We start from the raw sequence: 20,542 nt of genomic DNA, 5'->3' as shown, positions 1-20,542 counted from the left end.
GGTCATTTTTATTTTTTCCTCACCTTAAAAAAGTATGGTTGGTAAAATTATTCCGTTAGACACGAAAAAACCGTACCTAAAAAAGTACGGTTGAAAAAATTAATACACATCCTTTTTTGTAAAGGAAAAGAAAGCAACAAATAAGGCTGCTGCCCACCAGACCAATAGGACAATAAGGGAAAAGGATAAGGTCATTCCTTCAATTGGTGGTGCAGTACCCTTTAAATAATCAGTTAATCGCAAATTGACCATAAATAAATATTTGGCTGAATGCCATGATGAGACCATATTGCTAAGGATCGCTCCAGAAATCAAAGAAGCGAGCATTACTCCCATGCCTGCTGCTGTACTGCGAATCAAAACCGAAAGCATGAAAGATAGCGTCCCTACTACAATGGCAACAAACCAAACCAGGCCAAAATCCATTAATAAATACTGCCATGTGGCTAGAAGTTTAACAGCTGAAGTATTTAATCCTGATTCAGTAACAGAAAAACCCGTAAGTATTGGAGCTTCCCAACCCCTATAACCAAAGACGATTCCTGAAAACAAGTATGCAAGCACACCTGAAATACAAACGATTAATGAAATCGCTAAACAAAGGGTAATATATTTACTTAAAAGGACCTTCCATCTGCGTATAGGTCTAGTCAAAAGCAGCTTAATGGATCCTAGACTGTACTCAGATGATACTAGGTCGCTGGCTATCACCATCACCATTAATGGAATAAATAGATCTATTGAATTTTCTAGAAACATCCTCACAAATGTTGGAGCCCCCGGCTCGGAAGGATTAATATTGTGATTAAGATAATATTGCTGTTGTTGCAGTGATATTTGCAGCTGCTTTTTCCATTCTGCTGAAATTCTGCTAGAGCTCAAGCGGTTTTGTGTATCAATAATTTGTTGTTGAAGGATGGTGCGCCAATCACTAGTCCCTAATTTGTCTCTTTGAGTTTGAACCGTTTTATATTGGGCATATGTAAATAAAATTACAAGAACGCCAATAATAAGGGCAATCACAACCAACCGTTTTTTTGCAATAAGCTTCATCATTTCATTTTCAATTAGCTTAGTCAATCGTGACACCCCCTGTAAGCTCAAGAAAAAGCTCTTCTAAAACAGGCAGTTTGCGATTCATTTCCGTTACTTCCACACCTTCATAAACAAGCTGTTTATTCCATTCTGCAATTTGTGTCTGATCAAACTCTGTCAATAGCGTTCCATCATCCTTCACTTCTACTTTAGTAAGTTTTTCTAAAATCATCTTACCTTTATCTAAAGGATGAATATGCCATTCGACCTGTTCCCGATTTGATAATAAATGCTGGACTGTGTCCGTTTTAATAATTGTTCCTCTAGTTATAATGGCAACACGATCACATAAGAGCTGGATTTCACTTAATAGATGACTTGAAACCAGTACACTTAACCCTTCTTGTTCAGCCAGGAAACGTATGAACTGCCTCATCTCTCGAATTCCAGCCGGGTCCAAGCCATTTGTGGGTTCATCAAGGATCAAGACTTTGGGGTTACCTAAAAGAGCTTGGGCGATTCCAAGTCGCTGCCTCATCCCAAGCGAGTAGGTTTTTACTTTATCATGAATTCTTTCCTTTAACCCAACAAGTTCAGTAACCTCTATTATTCTTTCCTCTCCAATACCATCAAGCATCCTTGCAAAATGGAGAAGATTATTCCAGCCTGACAAATAGGGATAAAGCTCAGGATTTTCAACAATACAACCTAGATTTTTTAATGCTTCGGGAAAATGTGTTTGAATATAAAATCCACAGATTTTTATGGTTCCGGAAGTTGGTTTAATTAAGCCTACAAGCATCCGAATGGTTGTTGTTTTTCCTGCACCATTTGGCCCCAAAAATCCAAATACTTCCCCTTCCTTTAAATCGAACGTAATTCCTTTGATTATTTCCTTTTTCCCAATTACTTTTTTTAAGTTATTTACAGATAATGTGATCTTCTCCATACGCTCCCTGTCTCCCTTACCAAGTAAGCAATGCGGCAACCCGTTCTGCAATTAAGTGGTAGCCTTTTGAATTTGGATGGAACTTGTCCGAATATAAATAATCATTTACCTTTAATTCAAATAAATCAAATGTTGGAACAAAAACAATCTTAGGAAAATCCGCACAAACCTCTGCGGTATCATAGTTCCATTGACGAACTACTTTTGATGTCTCTTTTCCCGTACGTAAATTAATAAAAGGATTATAAATACCAACAAAAAACACATTCGCTGTGGCATTTCCCTTGCGTATTTGCGTAAAAATATTTCTCAAATTATCCAAATATTTATTTTCTATTGCTGAAATATTTTCTGATTTATAATCAACTAAACCTTCCCCTCCTCTAAATAAGTCATTGCCCCCAATTGTAATCAAAATCATATCGGCGTTTTCCATTTGCCGCAATACCTCTGGCTGCTGCACTTGTATTCTAAGTTGATCAGATGTTTGACCGTTTATTCCAAGGTTTAATAAACTTACCTGTTTGTGGGTTCGTTTCTTTATCTGATCTAAAATGTCACCAACATAGCCCTTGCCAGTATCATCTCCCATGCCTTTTGTTAGTGAATCCCCCAGGGCTACAATATTCATCGTTTTTTTACCATCTTCCTTTTGGGACGCTTTTTGGACAGGACCCAGTTTAGTCGGTTTCGCTGCATAGTACTTATTGATTGTCCAGCCAAGCCCAAAAAGCCAAAGGAAGCATAACAATACTGAAAAAAAGGTTATCAAACGTATGACATGCTTATTCAAAAAACTCATCCTCTCAGGCATTATCTACTATCCATTTAATCATATTTAAATTGGGAATCAAATAGGGTGTACTTTTTAAAGTACAAAACCGACTTCCACGAAAGGAAATCGGTTTTTTTCACCATGAGTTTAGTTGACAGTTACCAATGGACGTTCTTGGTTTTCCGTTAAGCTACCTTTTGGTCCAAAAAATTCATAATGGATTCGCTCTTCTGGTACGCCTAACTTCATTAATGAGTTGTTAATTGCTTTCATAAATGGTTCAGGACCGCAAAAATAATAATCGGCTTCATTTATAGCTGTATTTTGTTTTAGCCATTCTTGAGTCACATACCCTTCAATATCAAAACTTTTATTTAAACGATCCTCTTCTGTTGGTGAATCATAGAATACAAATGCTTTTATCTTTTCATTTGTTGATAACTCTTCCACTTCATTTCTTAGGGCATGGACACTGCTATTTTGGGCTGCATGTATAAAAACAACATCACGCTCAGGTTGGACCTCTGATACTGTTTTTAACATACTTAAGATTGGTGTTAAACCAACACCGCCACTTAATAGCACGATTGGTTTTTTGCTATCCAAGTCTAAGACAAAATCACCAGCAGGGGCACTGATATTTACAATGTCGCCTTCATTTATTTGATCATGAAGGAAATTTGATACCTTTCCATCTGGATTTTTTGTTCCCGATTCACGTTTAACACTAATTCGATAGTAATCTTTACCAGGAACGTCTGATAGACTATATTGACGAATGTGGGTGAACTTTTCTCCGCTAATTTCTAATTTGATACTGATGTATTGCCCTGGGATGAAGCTTGCAATTTCCTTATTGTCCGTTGGTTTCAGATAGAAGGAAGTAATAACATCACTTTCTTTTACTTTTTTGTCAATAATAAAAGGACGAAATCCTTCCCAGCCGCCTTGTTGATTTTCGGCTTCATCATACATCGCTTCTTCAACACTAATAAAAGCATCCGCAATAACGCCGTATGCTTCTGCCCAAGCATTCATAATATCATCAGTGGCTGCTTCCCCTAAAACATCCTTTATTGCTAATAATAAGTGTTCTCCCACAATTGGGTAATGCTCAGGTTTAATCCCTAAACTTCGATGTTTTTGAGCAATTTGCTTTACGACAGGAAGAATAGCTTCTAGATTGTCTATGTACATTGCTGCTGCATAGACGGCACTTGCAAGAGCCCTTTGCTGCCTTCCTTGCTTTTGGTTGGCATGATTAAAAATGTTTAGCAATTCCGGATGGTTTCCAAACATCAGTTGATAAAATCGCGTTGTAATTTTTTCTCCATGTTGTTCTAATACCGGAACGGTAGATTTAACAATTTCAATTTGCTTCTGGTTTAACAAACTTAACACTCCTTCTTAGGTTTACACTATTTTAATGGTGTTAATTATATGAAACATTACACAGCAAACAAGTGATACAAATCACGCTTTTGTTATTTTTTGAAAATATCCTACTTTTTACTTATTTTTCTATAGGAATTATTACATTTAATTATTTTTTCTTGTGTTATAAGAATTCATGAAACGTTCATAATAAATCTCTAATTCATCTTGTTAAAGTTCCGCTAAATTATTACATTATTAATGTCCCTATATTGTTTTTAATACAGGAAAAGGAGAAACCTATGAATACAATAACATTTATTACAATTGCAGCAGTTTTTATCATAAGTGCTTATGTGATCTACCAAGTCGTTCTCCATAAAGAGAAATTAACGAACCTAAATGGAGTCGTAATTGCGATGACAACTGCTTCCATGACAGGGATTATTAGCAGCTATTTAATTGGGGTTCTTTCTGAAGATCTATTCTTAGCATGTGGCGCTGGAATGATTATTGGATTTACGATCGGATTTTTAGGAGGACAGCCTGTCGGTATTATGCCGATTTTACTAGGTTCAAGTTCCGGATTTATGGGGGGGATTGCAGGTGCCTTATTAGGAGTCAGCGTTAAAACTGAAAATCCATACCTCCTCATGCTAATCATATTAATCTTTTATGTCATATTACTATCTCTAGTTATCTTATTCATTCATGTATTGGCGAACAAAAAATTAACACTTGATACCCGAACCATCTCACCTTTTGCTATTCTATCTGCTGGGGTTGTTTTGTTATCATTATTTTTCTTTCTGTTTAGCAGTGACATCATAAATACAAATGATACTGCAGCAACATCCCAAGCACAAACAGTACAAAGTAATGGGGAAAACAGCAATACATCAACTGCCAACAATTCAACCAAAGATTCTACAGCATCAATCGAAGCAGATGTAACAAAAGAAACTGTACCAAAAGTAAAGATGGAGGTCACTCAAACAGGTTATTCTCCGAATGTTATTCGAGTAAAAAAAGGCGTTCCAGTGGAACTTGATGTTCATAATCCACTTGAAAATAGCTGTTTATCCATCCTAAACATGCCGGATTTTAACATGAATAATGTTAATTTAAAGGTTGGAACAACAACCTTAACCTTTACCCCGTCAAATTCTGGAGAATACACATTCAGCTGTGGAATGGATATGTTTAAAGGAAAAATCATCGTCGAATAAAAAGGTACGAAAACGGGGCTCCATATAGTCATTTTTTGACCACATGGAACCCCTTTTCTATAAAATGTTTCCGTTCATTTATTTTTTGGAAAAGTTATTTCAAACAATGTCCCTTTTCCAAGACTACTTGTTACCTTGACCTTGCCATGATGCTTGTCAATAATCCACTTTGCAATGGAAAGTCCCAGTTAGGTACCCTCGGCACCCGTCCTTGATTTATCCCCCTGGTAAAATCGGTCAAAAATTCTCGGAATATCCTTTTCCGAAATACCGATTCCGCTATCTTCTACTTGTAAAATAATAGAAGAGTAACTTTGACTGCAGGAAAGACGAATTTCTCCACCTTCACTTGTAAATTTAATGGCATTGTCGAGCAAAATAACGATCAATTGATGTATTCTTTCACGATCTCCCAGAAAGCTAACAGGATCAGCGGGATTTAACACTAACGATTTTTCTTGATATGTAACGATTTCCTCGTATTGCTGCATGATTTCCACTAACAACTGATCGACTCTAAATGATTCCTTTTTCACTTCTATTTGATCAGAGTCGGACCTGGCAAGTGTCAATAAATTTGTAACAAGCTTAGAAAGTCTTCTCGATTCATTAGAGATCGTAGAAATATCGATAATTTTGTCCTTTATCGATGCAGAAGGGGAACGAAATATTAGTTCTGTCTTTGCCTGAATGACAGCCAGAGGTGTTCTTAATTCATGCGATGCATCAGAGACAAATTGCTGCTGCTTTTGCCAGGCATTTTTTATTGGTATAAGCGCTCTTCCAGCAAGAAAATACCCTGAAACAACTGCACATAAAATACCAATCCCGCAGCCAATTATCATAATTAACAATAATCTGTCCAGTAATTCTCTCTCTGAATTGGTATTTCTGATAACCTGAATCGTTACATTTCCAATATTTGTATCAACCTGAACAGCCATAAACCGATAAGAATAATCGTCAATATTAATATCCGTCAGTTTATTGAATACTTTCGGTTCAACTAGTTTTTCATTACCGAGGAAAAGTTCCGACCCTCTGTTTTGTTCTAATAACTGATGTTTTTTATTCCAGACTAAAATAATAAGCCTTGGGTCTCTGCGCAACGGAGGTAAATTACTATTCCCAAGTCCATCATCAAGAGCTGAATCCTGGTTAGAATTTTGCCCCTGGAAATGATTGATAGAATCCAACAGTGAACGATTTACATCACGATACAATTGGTTCTGAGTATATAGATAAATAATTGACCCCAGGATACTAATTAAAACGATAAAGACAATCGAATTAATTAACGTGAGCCGAATATGTGTTTTTTGAAACATGGTCTGCTCCTTTATTCATCGTTAAGCATATACCCTACACCACGGATGGTTTTTATATCAGTATGGTAACCGAATGGCTCCAGTTTTTTGCGGAGATGGTGCATAAATACCTCTACAATAGCTATAGTCGTATCCGAATCAAATCCCCAAACACGGTCATAGATCTGTTCTTTTGTTAAAATCGCTCCTTTATTTTGAATTAAGTATTCTAATAGCTCATATTGTTTAGCCGTAAGCTTAATAGAGGTCCCATCAACCAGTACATCCCGCTCCTTACCTAACAATTCAATTCCCCGATACTGAATAGTTTGACTTGTTGTTAAACTTCCGCTTCTTCTTAATAATGCTCTTATCCTTGCCTTCAATTCAGCAGCTTGAAAGGGTTTGGTTAGATAATCATCCCCTCCGCTATCTAAACCCATCACACGGTCTTCTAAAGAATCTCTTGCAGTTAAAAAAAGGACTGGAATTTTCGATCCTTCATTTCGAATTATTTTTAATACTTCAAAGCCATCTATTCCAGGAAGCATGACATCCAATATAATTGCATCATGGATGTTTTGCTGTGCTAAAAAAAGTCCATCATCACCGTTTGAAGCTTGATCTACTTCAAATTCATCTGATAATAGCTGCACAATTGAATCTAACAACGGAAGATTATCTTCGACTACTAATAAACGCATTTGTGTCACTCCTTTGTGGAGAATACCTATATTTTTTTATAGAAAATCCATAGTTAATTTTATATAGGAAATAAAGCGGTCGCAATAGCGATCCGCTTTATTCATATCGTAATGCTTGAATAGGATTTAATTTTGATGCTTTATTTGCCGGGAATACACCGAATACGACCCCGACAACAAGTGAAAATAAGAAAGAAAATAGCACAATAGAACTTGAAAAAGTGACTGTCATATTTAAGGCAGATCCTAAAATCTTCCCTACCCCAAGACCAAATAAAATACCAATAACACCTCCCATTGCACTCAAAACCACTGACTCGATTAAAAATTGAAGCAAAATGTCCCGTCTTTTGGCACCAATGGCTTTTCTTATTCCGATTTCTTTTGTGCGTTCAGATACTGAAACAAGCATAATATTCATGATTCCGATGCCGCCAACTAATAAGGAGATGCCAGCAATTCCCCCAAGCATCATTGTCATCGTGTTAGAAACTGAACTCATAGTGCTCATTAAATCCTGCTGGTTCATGACACTATAGTTATCTGTTTGATTAGGATACATGCTTGCCATCGAGTTTTGAACTTCAGCCATTACCAAATCCATATTCTGCCCAGTTTTACCTTGCAAATAAACTTGATTAATGCTGGTTGTTTTTACTAACCGCTCAGCTGTGCTTAGCGGTACAATAACCACATCATCACCACTTTGGCCCATTGAACTTCCTTTAGAAGCAAGAACACCAACTACTTTAAAGGAATTGCCATTTAGTTGAATGTATTGTCCAACAGGATTTTCTGTTCCAAAAAGATTTTGGGCAGTAGTTGCACCAAGAACTGCAATTTTTTGTCGATATTCTAAATCGATATCAGTAAGAAACCGACCATTGCTAACATTTGTATTACGTACACTCTCATAAGCGGCGTTGGTGCCTGTCAATGTGGTTTGAGAAGATGTTCTATCTTTTTTAACGCTTATGCGTCCGGATACAACTGGCGATAAAGCTTGAATCCCAGATAATTTTCCTAGCTTATTAATCTTATCCTCTGTTAATGAAAGATTCGTTCCAAAAGTGTTAATCGTTAATAGATTAGTACCCAAACTATTAATCTGACTGGTCACATTTGTAGTTGAACCTTGGGCAATTGAAACAAGAACAATTACAGAGGAAACACCAATAATAATTCCCAACATTGTCAAGACGGAGCGCAATTTATTACCTTTTATACTGCGAAGGGCCATTTTAATAGATTGTAAGATTGCCAATTTGTTCACCCTCATTCTCAAACAGTTGTCCATCTTGAATCTGAACCATTCTTTTTGCTTGCTTCGCAATTGATAAATCGTGTGTGATTAAAATAATCGTATTGCCAACTTCATTTAATTCTTTCATTAATAGAAGAATTTCTGCACTAGTTTTAGTATCAAGTGCACCAGTCGGTTCATCAGCCAATAAAATTGAAGGGTTCCCAGCAAGAGCCCGAGCAATTGCGACCCTTTGCTGCTGTCCTCCAGAAAGCTGGGTCGGCATATGGCCTGCCCTATCTTTCAGACCCACTTTTGTCAGGGATTCAAGTGCTTTCTCTCGTCGGATTTTTGCCGATAATCCACTATAAATGAGCGGTAATTCAACATTTTCAAGTGCTGTTAATTTTGTAAGCAGATTAAAGTTCTGAAAAATAAAACCAATTTTATGGTTGCGAATGGTTGCCAAATCATTATCATTCATCTTACCGATTTCTTTTCCGTCAAGAAGATAATTCCCTGTGTCCGGCCGATCAAGACAGCCAAGCATATTCATTAATGTAGACTTTCCTGATCCCGAAGGTCCAATAATGGCTAAAAATTCACCTTTATCAATGTTGAGGGAGACATTGTTCAAAGCATGAACAATCTCACCCCCAAGCTTATACGATTTCATTAAGTTGGAAATTTGGATCATCGGTGTACTCATTAATTTCCACTCCTTCCTCCACCATTTCCTCCTCCATTATTACCGCCATTCCCACGGTTTCCTCCGCCATAGCCTCGGTTGCCACCCATTCCGCCAAAGCCGCCGCCCATTCCGCCAAACATACTTCTGCCTCCAGTTGCAGTGGTTGTATTACTAATTGCTAGGTTTGGCAAGCGTACAACTTGTCCTTCTGTTAATCCTTGGGTGATTTCTACATAATCCGAATTGGCAAGACCAGTTTGGACGGTAACTCTGTTAGCAGACCAGTTTTGACTTTTACCCTGACCCTGACTCTGTCCTTGGTTCTTGCTCTGGCTCTGATCTTGTCCTTGATTTGAATTGTTAGTAGCTAACATAACAAATTTTTGTCCGTTCATGGAATGGACTGCATCAAGCGGCACATAAAGTGCATTATCTTTGCTTGCAGTCAAAATATTTGATTCAGTGCTCATTCCCACTTTTAAATTTTGCGGATTATCGATTGACACATCAACATTAAAGGATGATACACCATTTGTGGAAGTTCCTTCATTTGCAATCGCAGTTACCTTTCCTGTAAAAGTTTGGTCTGGAAGGGCACTCACCTTAATCGTTGCTGTTTGACCTACTTGAACTTTCGGAATATCAAGTTCATCAATAGAAGCAATTGTTTTTAAAGAATTATAGTTTGTTAAATGTGCTACAACCGCACCTGCTTGAACACGTGCGCCAGGTGTAACTGAGATAGTCGTAATGACACCGTCGGCTGGTGCAGTAATCGGATCACTGCCATCGGTAAAGGTAATTAAACTTTCTCCGCTTTTTACAGATTCTCCGGCAGATACTAATACTTCAGCTACCTCATTATTGTTTATTGGTGATGCAATATCCTCACTTGTTACTGGCTGAACAGTACCGGTTCCACTCACAGTCACATCAAATTTACCTTTTTGCACTGTGGCTGTTCGGTTTTGAATCATAGTTTGTTGATTGCTGTTTTTTGATTTAGATGTAAAAAAATAATAGCCTGCAAATCCAACAATCAGTATACCAATAACAATAAAAATCCACTTTTTCATCTTCTCTGCTCCTTTTTCTCCATGGATTCCTTTGATGAATGAATTTCCCAAGCAAATCCCCGTGCCTGGATAAGCTGATTATGATGGTGTTTCCTTAACTTTTCCTTAATAAATTATTGAGATTTTAAGGCAAAAAAAAGCCTGAACCTTCAATAAAAAGATTTAAGAAAGTTCAAGCTTTTAAAGAAGAAGTTTTACCTTACGAATGTAAATTTGTGTCTGAATTTTGACTTATTAAATTTTGTCGTTGATTAAATGGCCACCAATTTGCATTGCCAAATGTTTTAACCATCACTGGAACAAAAAGTGGCAAAATGAATAATGCATATAAAGTTAAACCGATTAATAAGATCGTGGCTATTTCAAGGAGTGAAAGCACGCCGGATGGCATCATCGCAGCAAATGTACCACCTAAAATAATAGCTGCTGAGATAATTACTGTGCCCATTTTTTTCATTGATGTCCAAATGGCTTGCTCGACAGGTAAATGGCGATATTCATTAAAACGATCCATTAGGAAAATACTGTAGTCAATCCCAAGTGCAATCAAGATGACAAATGCAAAGAATGGTACTGCCCAGCTAATACCTGTATATCCCAGTACATCTACAAATATCGTTTCTGAAATTGCCATTGATGTATAATAGGTAAGTACTAATGAACCGATTAAATAAAGCGGCATAATCAATGATCGAAGCAGGATCATTAAGATGATTCCAATTCCGATAAGCATTAACACAACAGTTCGAGAATAATCATGTTCTGAAATTGTATTTAGGTCATGATAAATACTTGTTACTCCCCCAATTGCAACCTGAGCATTCTCAAGTTTGGTTCCCTTCACAGCTCGCTTAACAGCTTGGTTTATTTCAGGTACTCGTTTAATTGCATCATTTGAATATGGATTTTTAGTAAAGATAACATCAAGTGTCATCACTTTTCGATCATTTGACATATACGTATTCAATACCTTAGCAAAATCTTTTCCATCTAAAACTTCCTGTGGGATATAAAATCCATTTTGCTTTTGTTTTGAAACACCTGCAAGATAATCTTGGGCAGAGTTTAAACCTTTTGAAACCTGGTTTAGACCGCCAACGCTTTGATTTAAACCATTCTTTAATTGGTCCATTTGACCGCTAAGGCTGGAGAAACCATCAAGCAACTTCTGCTGCCCACTATTAACTCCTGATAAGCCATCCGAGAATTTTGACAAATTCGAAATAATCTGTCCCTGGCCTGATACCATCTGATCAAGTCCCGCCTGCTGCTGATCAATTCCAGTGATCAACGATTGCATACCAGCAATGATCTGTTCTTGACCTGATATTACTTTTTCAAAATTAGCATTAGCTGTTCCAAGACCGCTCCTGGCCTCGAGAGTGCAGCATTGAGTTTTGACAAACTTGTTGCAAGATTATCTTTTGGACTGCTTGGATCTGTCGCATTCTGAGCCCCTTGAACAGTCAGCTTAATAGCCTGATAGTTTGGATTAAGCTGGATGGTTGGCTCCTGGCTTTCAAGATTCACAAAATATTGATTTGAATTTAATAGACTTGCATGCAGTGCGTTGACTCCATCCGCAACACCTTGATAATTTTTTGTTAATTCTCCTAATCCTGCATAGGCTTGCTGATAGCCTTGCAGGAGCTGTTTGTTAGCAGCAAGTAATTGCTCTGAATTCGATTTAATCTGTGTTAGCCCGTCTTTTAATTGCGCCGACCCCGCGGATCCCTGCTGTAATCCATCCTCGATTTTCGTTAATCCATCCTTAAGTGGGATCATTCCATTTTTCAGCTGATTAGTCCCATCAATTAAACTGGAAATTCCATCAGTAGCTTGCTTTATTTTCGGTGTCTGAGCAGTGAGTTGACTGCTGGCTTCTTCCATGCCATCACTGATCTGGATGATACCGTTATTACTTTTATCAAGACCATCGCCAAGGCTTTTTACTTGGTTGGAAATATAAAAATCACTGATCGGAGACCCTGTTGGACGAGTGGCAGATCGGACGGTTTTAACGTCGCCAACTTTCTTAAGTTCTTCACTGATTTTTTCAGTAAGAGCTATATAATCAGAGGAATCCATTTTTTCGTCATTTTTAATGACAATTTGCGTTGGCATGGATTCACCCGGTCCAAATGCTGAAGCAACAATATTGAACCCTTTTATCGATTGGAAGCTATCACCAATTTCTTCAAGTGAATTAAACGATAAATGCCCTTTATAGATGAATAAAAAAGGAACCGAGACAATGGCAACTATAATAAATGCAATTAGAGGTCGTGCTAAAGCAAAACTGCCGGCAAACCCCCAAAATTTACTTTCACTGTGTTCAAGTTTGCCTTTTGCGGGCCAAAATATCCTTTTTCCAAGAATAGCCATAAAGAATGGAACAACCGTCACCAAAGCTAGGAGAAGGAGTGCTACCCCAATCGCTACCGCAGATGCTGATTGATAGAGTTTAAATGTTGATAATCCAATTGAAGCAAAACCAATCATTACAGCCATACCACTAAAAAGGACTGTTTTACCAGCAGTGCGATAAGTTTCGATAATGGCTTCAGTAACGTTATCGTGTTCTGCCATTTCCTCTTTAACCGGCTCAAAAGTAAAATACAATAATCCGTTCCGATCCCAAATAAAACGGCGACAAGAAATATTTGAGTAAAGGTTGAGAGCGGAAAATTCACTTTGTCTACTAAAATAGCAACAATAGATTGAGCGGAAATATAACTTATTCCAACCGTGACCAAAGGTATAAGCGGGGCTACCACCGAGCGAAAAACTAACAACAAGACAGCAAGTATAAATACAAAAGTAATCCCTTCGGTTTTTTTCAAGCCTTCTTGGGAGTTCGTAACAAGATCCCCATCAATCATCCAGCTTCCAGTAAAGTAATGTTCTAGTTTTGTCTTTCTAATTGCATCCGTTAAATCTTTTACCATTTCTTTTTCGTCCCTGCCACCCGCAGTAACCTTCAATGAAACAAGAATGGTTTTTCCATCCTTTGAAACGAGCTCATCCTTTAAGTCTTTTTCCTTAAAAGGAGAAGTGATGGCAGTGATCCCCAGCTGTTTTTTATGTTTTTCAAGCTGGTTTACAGCTTTTTCAGCTTCAGAGAATTCTTGTTTTGTCAGTTTATTGTTACTATGAAAAACAAGGGCAGTTAGAACATCTTTACCGCTGTTCTCCTTCGATTGGACATCCTTTAATATCTTTTGTGCTATTGTCGATGAATAACCTTCGGGAACAGTGATCTGCCCCTTTTTCTTACCAGGCCTTCCATGTTAGGGGCTGTTGTTAATAGAATCGTAATAACGGCCGCCCAAGCGATTATAATGAACCATTTCCCTTTTAAGATTGCGCCCATGTATTAATCCTCCAGTTGATCCATTTTCATTTTCAGTAAGATCTCAGCCAATTTTTCGTATGTTTGTAAAAAATGCTGAATTTCCAATTCATCAAACTTGGTAATAATTGATTCAACAAGAGCTAATACTTTTTCTTCCGTTTTTTCAAACAAGTTGTTACCAGTATCAGTTAAGGTTAAATAGATAACCCTTCTGTCACCTTCATCTCGCGTTCTTTTTATCAAATCTCTGTCAACCATTCGATTGATATATGCCGTAATTGCACTTTTGTTTACTTCAAAAGCAGCTGCTAATTCGGTTGAAGTACATCCACCAGACCTGTATATATATCTCAGTATGTAGTGTTGATCGTTGGTCAGCTCATCTCCTATTTCTGCTTTTATAAGTGATTCTGCTTTTTTGTTTACAGTAAAGGAAACGGTTACATAACGATTGATTAGTTCTGCGATATTATTTTGATCCATTAGAAATGTCACCTGCCTTTATCATTAAAATAGTTAAATAATTTAACTATTCACCTAATTAACTATATGAAATAATTTCAGCGCTGTCAATAACACTTCTGAAGCCTTTAAAATCAACTTATCCAAGTATTTATGGTTATATTTATGGAGACAATTTTGTAAATAAAGCAGAAAAGTTTCACTTAAATCTTGAAACCTTTAGCAAAATCATTCGTAAAAAGAGATAAGCCATAAACGGTTTCACTACAGTACAGTTCCGTTTTTACATATATTGCGGGAAGATAAATGGCTAAAGAAAAGGAGTGAATGTGATTGGGTGTAAAACTCAGTAAAGGACAAAAAGTTGATTTAACAAAGAACTATCCCGGACTGCAAAATGTTGTTGTCGGCATTGGCTGGAATGGCAGCAGTCTTGGAACTAGCTTTGATTTGGATGCTTCCGCTTTTCTGCTGGGGGAAGCAGGCAAAGTCCAAAGTGACGCTGATTTTGTTTTTTATAACAATCCCTCTGGAGGTAATGATTCAATCATTTATAGCGGAGATAAGCGCATTGGGACTGGCATCTCCGATGATGAACAAATTAGAGTAAATTTAAACAAAGTCCCTCCTCATATTCATCGGATTGCTTTTTCAATTACAATTCATGATGCACAAGCTAAGGGTCAAAGCTTCGGTCAAATTGGACAATCCTATGTAAGAATTTTTAATGAGCAAACGAACGAAGAGCTTTTGCATTTTGACCTTGGACGAAATTTCACAGTTGAAACAGCGATTGTAGCAGCTGAATTATATCGGCATAATGGCGAGTGGAAGTTTAATGCCGTGGCAAGTGGTTTCCAAGGCGGTTTGGCAGCATTGTGTGCGAACTTTGGTGTTCATGTTGATGATGAACCAACTCCTAATTATTCGCCGCCACCCACGCAATCGGCTTCTTCTTTTAATCATGCATCACAGTCAGGATACGCATATCCTCCACAAACAACAGGGAATGCCTATCAAACGCCTCCGTCCTATTCACCTGCACAAACATATGGTGGAGAACATATCGTGTGTCCACGCTGTGGTTCCACAAATGTGCGTACAGGAGAAAAAGGGTTTGGATTAGGAAAAGCCGCCATTGGCGGACTGATTCTCGGTCCGGTTGGATTGCTGGGGGGATTTATTGGTAAAAACAAACTGAAGTTCACATGTCAATCTTGTGGAAGGACATGGTCACCTAATCAAACTGATTATATGGAGTGGGCAAACCAGCAGAAAAGAAGGGCACAAGAGTTGTTTACAAAGTACAAAAGTCAAGATGTTTTAGAAGCCGTAGTAGCTGCCTGTGCTTTAGTAGGAATGGCGGATGGCCATCTAGATTCATCTGAACGGCAAAAAATGATGGATTTTATTCATCAAAGTGAGGAATTACGAGTATTTGATTCCTATAAAGTCATGGAAAAGTTTAATCAGTTTGTTCAAAAGATGCAGAATGATCCCATCATAGGACGAGCCGAAGCCTATCGTGCACTAGGTAAAGTTCGTTCAAAGCATGAAATCGCCAGACTAATTGCCCGTTTTTGTATCGCCATCGGTTATGCAGACGGCCATTTTGATCAGAATGAAAAGCAGATGGTTAATGAAATTTGCCGTGAGCTCGGCCTTAACCCTAACGAATTTTTAGACTAAAACGAAAAAACATCCTATTTCCAAAAATAGGATGTTTTTTCGTTTTAGTAGATCTTCTTTTGCCAAACTCGCTTGTTCTCAGCTCTTTTTGTTAGCTTGAGTGAATCTAATTTCTCTAAAAAAGGAATGATGTACTTTCGAGATATGCCTAGGATTTCCTTTGCATCCCCTACCTCAAATTCAGCACCAGTCTTAGCCTGCAATATGTCTACAGCAGCTTCAAACTCTTCTCCTGAATAAGCAAATTGATCATCAAGCATAACAATTTGTCCTTGCTCCTCCATGAACTTCTTTATATCCCCAACAAGTACATTAGGAATACCAGCACTATTCAAATAATCAATCAAATATCGTACTTTTAATCCGTCTTTTTTGATTTCAATAAGCATGTTTTCAACCCGTTTTTGCCAGTTTGAAGGAACATGTGGAACAAAGCTAGCTAACTGAACAAATTGACCTCTTCGAGTAAATATCCCATTTGTAATTCCATTTTCAATGACAAAATCAATTAACCCTTTATTATATCGTTTGTTGAAAAATTGTAAAAGTTCAGCTTTATTAAGCCCTGTTTTCATTGGATTTTTTTGATGAAACTCTTGCAGGTGGTCATAAATATCTTCTTCAATAGAGTCAATGATCGTTTGAAGGGTGTATTCCTTGCCATTATAAAAAATAAAATCTTGCTCCTGTAAAACCTCTTTTAGCAATTCCTCATCGAGTGCAGTATGTTTGATTAATTCACTTAGAGGCAATGATTTGGCTTCAAATAGTGCTCTTGCTACTCTCTCTTTTGGTGAACCCACCTTTTTCTTTTCAAGTTCTTCGATCGTATGCTCCCCAAAGCGGTATTTTTGTCCTCGAGGGTCAATCACCCAGCCTCCACCAATTGTCTCCTGTGGGCTTGGCCGCCGAATGATAAACCGATCACCCCGTTTTGTTAAAATTTCTTCATCAAGCCGAAGCTGACAAAGAATTTCTCCATTTTCTTCCTTTAATTCATTACGGTCAAAGAATACAATTCGCCCCATTACCTCCGTCGTTCCAATGTGGAGCTTAATTGGCATTCTTTGTTTGATCAAATGTTCAAGATCTTCTACTACCCTGATTGCAACATCAATCGTCTTTGTGACGATAAAATGTTCTGAGGAGACAAGTACATCCCCTCTTTCTATGTCTTCTTTCGAAACGCCTGACAGGTTGATAGCTGTTCGTTGTTCGGCAAAAGCTTTTTGAGCTTGATTGTGATGCACCTGGATTTGCCGTGCTTTTACTTCCAAGCCTTTTGGCATAACCAGGAGCGTCTGTCCTTCCTCAACTGCCCCCTCATAAACAGTACCACGGACAACTGTCCCTTGACCCTTTACGGTGAAAACCTGATCAATCGGGAGGCGAAATGCACCTTTTAAATCGCGCATTTCTTGTGCCTTTAAGGTTTCAATAATCAGCGACTTTAATGATTCAATTCCCTTTTGAGATATGCTGTCCACAAGTATAAATGGTGCATCGGCAAAAACGGTTTCCTGTAACTCGACCATAATATCGTCCTTCACAAGATCAATAAATTCCGCATCTACTCGGTCAATTTTAGTAATCGCAACAATCCCATTTTGTATTCCCAAAAAACCCAAAATGTCGAGATGTTCCCTTGTTTGAGGCATAACACCCTCATCTGCGGCAACAACAAGAACAACTAAATCAATTCCGGCTACTCCAGCAATCATTTGCCGTATAAACCGTTCATGTCCAGGAACATCAACTACAGAAATTTGAATTTCATCATCTTCGTATAAAGGGGCGAACCCAAGCTCAATCGAAATTTGTCTTTCCTTCTCTTCTTTCAAACGGTCTGTATCTACATTGGTTAGCGCTTTGGTTAGTGATGTTTTTCCATGGTCAATATGTACGGCCATTCCAATTGTAAAGTATCGTTTTTCCAATTTATCCACCTACTTCGCCTTTCTAACAACTTAAATGTAGCGTGAAAGCGCATATTGTTCAAGAAAACTTTTATTTATACATTGAATACGTCATATTATGAAGGATTCTTTCAAATAATATAGAATACCGAGTTAATTTAATCAACCAAGTAATATAGGTCCATCAATTATATTTATTTTTTTATGCAGATTCTTACACAAATTTTCAGAAGTTTAATATAATGATCTTATAAAGTTGCATTAGGGAAAAATTTATTCGTCGTTTCATAAAGCTTGCAACTGTGAAAAAAATGAAAGGATGGTGTCCTGTGAGCCAATCAAACTCAGTCGCTGTTAAGCGCGCCGTTCCAAGGAACAAAGGACAATTTCGGCTGCAAGAGATGCCATTAATGGAAAAGTAAAGGGTTTTCGTGCTCTGTTACCGTTCCTTGGACCAGCATTTATCGCTTCCATTGCTTATATAGATCCAGGCAATTTTGCCACTAATATCCAATCTGGTGCCCGTTTTGGCTACAATATGCTTTGGGTTATTGTTCTAGCTAATTTAATGGCAATGCTCCTTCAAAACATGTCAGCAAAACTGGGTATAGCTACAGGGAGGAACCTCCCTCAAGTTTGCCGAGATTATATGCCAAAGCCCTTGACAATAACAATGTGGATTGTTTCAGAGTTCGCAGCAATGGCAACTGACCTTGCGGAATTTTTAGGTGCTACGCTTGCCTTAAATTTACTATTGGGGATTCCAATGCTTTTGGCAACCATAATGGTTGGAATTGTAACGTATTTAATATTAATGCTAGAAAAATATGGATTTAGACCCTTAGAAAAATTTATTGCTGCCTTTGCCGTTTTAATTGGTCTGTGTTATTTGGTCGAAACAATCTTGTCGAAGCCAAATTTTTCGCAAATTGCCTATCACAGTGTTATACCTTGGATTGGAAATAATGAAAGTATTTTGCTTGCTGTTGGCGTTATTGGTGCAACTGTAATGCCGCATGCAATTTACCTTCATTCAAGTCTAACACAGGGACGAATAATTCCAAGAAATGATGATGAACGAGTTAAAATCCAAAAGTTCAGTACAAAAGAGATTATTATTGCAATGACTTTAGCTGGTTTCGTAAATTTATCGATGATGTACATGGCTGCCTCCGTTTTTAACAGCAGTGGGAATTCTCAAATTGCAGACCTTACCTCTGCTTACCATACTTTAACACCGTTGCTTGGAGGTGCTGCGGCAAGTGTTTTCCTAATTTCTTTACTAGCCTCAGGACTATCCAGTTCTGTAGTTGGAACAATGGCTGGCCAGGTCATAATGCAAGGTTTTGTCGGTTTTACAATTCCATTATGGGTTCGTCGCCTTGTCACTATGCTTCCAACGGTTGTCATCGTAGCCCTGGGTGCAGACCCAACCTTTACCCTTGTTATCAGCCAAGTTGTATTAAGCATTGTACTTCCTTTCCCGGTGATTGCATTAATTTACTTTACACAAAAAAAGGAATTGATGGGTGTTCTAACAAATAAGAAACATATCACTATTCTTTCCACAGCATGTGCAATACTAATTTTAGGTTTAAACATATGGCTTATTGCGCAAACTTTTCTTGGATAAAAAGTTAACATTACTTATTTAAGTTGTCGACACAAAATGAGCTTAGAAAAATTCTATGCTCATTTTGTTTTTACTTTTTATTAGTTTTATTCAAATGACAATTATCATCATAATTTTGCTTACATATACAAAAGCTATAGATGATATTCTTAGTTGAGTATCAAACGTTTCAAAGTATCCTAACGTTGAGGTGATAAGATAATGAGTTATCGTGATAATTTAGATGAACACTCTGAGCTTTTTCACCAAAATTGGACCAGGCCTAAGCGTCAGAAGTCACAAGTAAACGGAGAAACAAAAATCTCCCAAAACAACATCATATTGCGAAGCAACGCTAAGGCACATCGTTGGTAGGATGCAAAAAAAGAAACGAAAAAGACGCGCAAGCGTCTTTTTTTAATTGGAACTTGTCGTTTATTGTCGACATTCATTTTTTGTTCAGAGATATAAATTCCAATTTTTTGGAAATTATTAATGATGAGAGCTCATTTGCTTTTTCGAAATAACAATTTTGTTTTACTTAAGAGGTTAATAAATGGAAGATAGAAAAATAAAGGAATATAAATCCCCAATAGCAGCGCTTTTATGGTCTTTTACTCTACCTGGTTTTGGACAAATCTATAATGAACAATACTTTTTAGGAATTATTTTTATGATTTGGGAGCTTGGAGTAAATACAATATCTCATTTGAACTTGTCCATTATGGAATCTTTTCATGGGGACTTTACAAAAGCCCATAATATTATCAACTATCAATGGGGGATCTTTTATCCTTCTGTTTGGTGCTTTTCGATGTGGCAGGCCTATAACAGGGCATTTTCAATAAATTCCCATTTAGAAGGGAAAATAAATAATAAATACCAGCTTGTAGGATTCTTGTTTGGTTTCACTTTTGGAATGGACCTGGGGATTTTTTGGCATTTCAATTTCATACCAAATGATCACAATTTACCGCTGAATCTTCTTTCCAGCCCCGTATTTTCCGGTTTGTTTATTGGACTACTATTAGCATTTATTGGTCATTACATTGAAAGAAAAATAAAGCGGCACAATGGGATCGTTTAGCCGCTAATGTGAACTGATGCTAACTATATCAGTTTTCT

The 20,542-nt window shown here is 37.5% G+C and carries 15 protein-coding genes and 2 pseudogenes; 5 read left to right on the top strand and 12 right to left on the bottom strand.

Annotated features, from left to right (window positions below):
- Positions 1 to 99: 99 nt before the first annotated feature.
- The 4 genes from RCG17_RS26135 to hmpA all read right to left on the bottom strand — a co-directional run bounded on the left by RCG17_RS26135 (position 100) and on the right by hmpA (position 4,151).
- Positions 100 to 1,080, bottom strand: a complete 981-nt coding sequence (locus RCG17_RS26135; protein WP_308172931.1) for an ABC transporter permease — start codon at positions 1,078 to 1,080, stop codon at positions 100 to 102.
- The gene (locus tag RCG17_RS26130; protein WP_308172930.1) at positions 1,073 to 1,984 is read right to left on the bottom strand and encodes an ABC transporter ATP-binding protein; all 912 of its coding nucleotides are present in this window, start codon (positions 1,982 to 1,984) and stop codon (positions 1,073 to 1,075) included. Before RCG17_RS26130 ends, RCG17_RS26135 begins: the two co-directional genes overlap by 8 nt.
- 16 nt (positions 1,985 to 2,000) lie before the next feature.
- Complete coding sequence (locus RCG17_RS26125; protein WP_308172929.1) at positions 2,001 to 2,786, bottom strand: SGNH/GDSL hydrolase family protein; 786 nt, start codon at positions 2,784 to 2,786, stop codon at positions 2,001 to 2,003.
- Between the two features lie 120 nt (positions 2,787 to 2,906).
- Positions 2,907 to 4,151 (bottom strand): NO-inducible flavohemoprotein, encoded by a 1,245-nt coding sequence (gene hmpA / locus RCG17_RS26120; RefSeq protein WP_308172928.1) that lies wholly within the window; start codon positions 4,149 to 4,151, stop codon positions 2,907 to 2,909.
- Between the two features lie 284 nt (positions 4,152 to 4,435).
- On the opposite strand from hmpA, the gene RCG17_RS26115 reads away from it, so the two are divergent.
- The gene (locus RCG17_RS26115; protein WP_308172927.1) at positions 4,436 to 5,362 is read left to right on the top strand and encodes a cupredoxin domain-containing protein; all 927 of its coding nucleotides are present in this window, start codon (positions 4,436 to 4,438) and stop codon (positions 5,360 to 5,362) included.
- Positions 5,363 to 5,436: 74 nt separating this feature from the next.
- Here the strand turns inward: RCG17_RS26115 and RCG17_RS26110 are convergent.
- The 7 genes and pseudogenes from RCG17_RS26110 to RCG17_RS26080 form a co-directional block, all read right to left on the bottom strand.
- A pseudogene (locus RCG17_RS26110) lies at positions 5,437 to 6,690 on the bottom strand (sensor histidine kinase).
- A gap of 11 nt (positions 6,691 to 6,701) precedes the next feature.
- Positions 6,702 to 7,373, bottom strand: a complete 672-nt coding sequence (locus RCG17_RS26105; protein ID WP_308172926.1) for a response regulator transcription factor — start codon at positions 7,371 to 7,373, stop codon at positions 6,702 to 6,704.
- Positions 7,374 to 7,470: 97 nt separating this feature from the next.
- Complete coding sequence (locus RCG17_RS26100) at positions 7,471 to 8,637, bottom strand: ABC transporter permease (protein WP_374120872.1); 1,167 nt, start codon at positions 8,635 to 8,637, stop codon at positions 7,471 to 7,473.
- Complete coding sequence (locus RCG17_RS26095; RefSeq protein ID WP_308172924.1) at positions 8,615 to 9,325, bottom strand: ABC transporter ATP-binding protein; 711 nt, start codon at positions 9,323 to 9,325, stop codon at positions 8,615 to 8,617. Before RCG17_RS26095 ends, RCG17_RS26100 begins: the two co-directional genes overlap by 23 nt.
- Positions 9,325 to 10,383 (bottom strand): biotin/lipoyl-containing protein, encoded by a 1,059-nt coding sequence (locus RCG17_RS26090; protein ID WP_308172923.1) that lies wholly within the window; start codon positions 10,381 to 10,383, stop codon positions 9,325 to 9,327. Before RCG17_RS26090 ends, RCG17_RS26095 begins: the two co-directional genes overlap by 1 nt.
- A 199-nt stretch (positions 10,384 to 10,582) precedes the next feature.
- Positions 10,583 to 13,756: pseudogene (locus RCG17_RS26085) on the bottom strand (MMPL family transporter).
- Between the two features lie 3 nt (positions 13,757 to 13,759).
- On the bottom strand, positions 13,760 to 14,221 hold the full coding sequence (locus RCG17_RS26080; RefSeq protein ID WP_308172922.1) for a MarR family winged helix-turn-helix transcriptional regulator: 462 nt from the start codon (positions 14,219 to 14,221) through the stop codon (positions 13,760 to 13,762).
- Positions 14,222 to 14,533: 312 nt separating this feature from the next.
- Between RCG17_RS26080 and RCG17_RS26075 the strand changes: the two genes are divergently transcribed.
- Positions 14,534 to 15,889 (top strand): TerD family protein, encoded by a 1,356-nt coding sequence (locus RCG17_RS26075; protein ID WP_308172921.1) that lies wholly within the window; start codon positions 14,534 to 14,536, stop codon positions 15,887 to 15,889.
- 44 nt (positions 15,890 to 15,933) lie between these two features.
- Here RCG17_RS26075 and selB read toward each other — a convergent pair whose 3' ends face one another.
- The gene (selB, locus tag RCG17_RS26070) at positions 15,934 to 17,826 is read right to left on the bottom strand and encodes a selenocysteine-specific translation elongation factor (protein ID WP_308172920.1); all 1,893 of its coding nucleotides are present in this window, start codon (positions 17,824 to 17,826) and stop codon (positions 15,934 to 15,936) included.
- Positions 17,827 to 18,190: 364 nt separating this feature from the next.
- Here selB and RCG17_RS26065 point away from each other — a divergent pair, with 364 nt between their 5' ends.
- From RCG17_RS26065 to RCG17_RS26055, 3 genes are all read left to right on the top strand, one after another.
- The gene (locus tag RCG17_RS26065; protein ID WP_308175962.1) at positions 18,191 to 19,438 is read left to right on the top strand and encodes an Nramp family divalent metal transporter; all 1,248 of its coding nucleotides are present in this window, start codon (positions 18,191 to 18,193) and stop codon (positions 19,436 to 19,438) included.
- 201 nt (positions 19,439 to 19,639) lie between these two features.
- A complete protein-coding gene (locus RCG17_RS26060; protein ID WP_308172919.1) occupies positions 19,640 to 19,792 on the top strand; it encodes a YpzG family protein in 153 nt (50 codons plus the stop codon).
- A 181-nt stretch (positions 19,793 to 19,973) separates the two neighbouring features.
- Positions 19,974 to 20,504, top strand: a complete 531-nt coding sequence (locus RCG17_RS26055) for a hypothetical protein (protein ID WP_308172918.1) — start codon at positions 19,974 to 19,976, stop codon at positions 20,502 to 20,504.
- Positions 20,505 to 20,542 lie beyond the last annotated feature (38 nt).

Source organism: Neobacillus sp. PS3-12 (assembly GCF_030915385.1).
Lineage (GTDB): Bacteria > Bacillota > Bacilli > Bacillales > Cytobacillaceae > JAEVLT01.
Note: the sequence above shows the minus strand (reverse complement) of the source record. Positions and strands in the feature narration are given on the sequence as shown.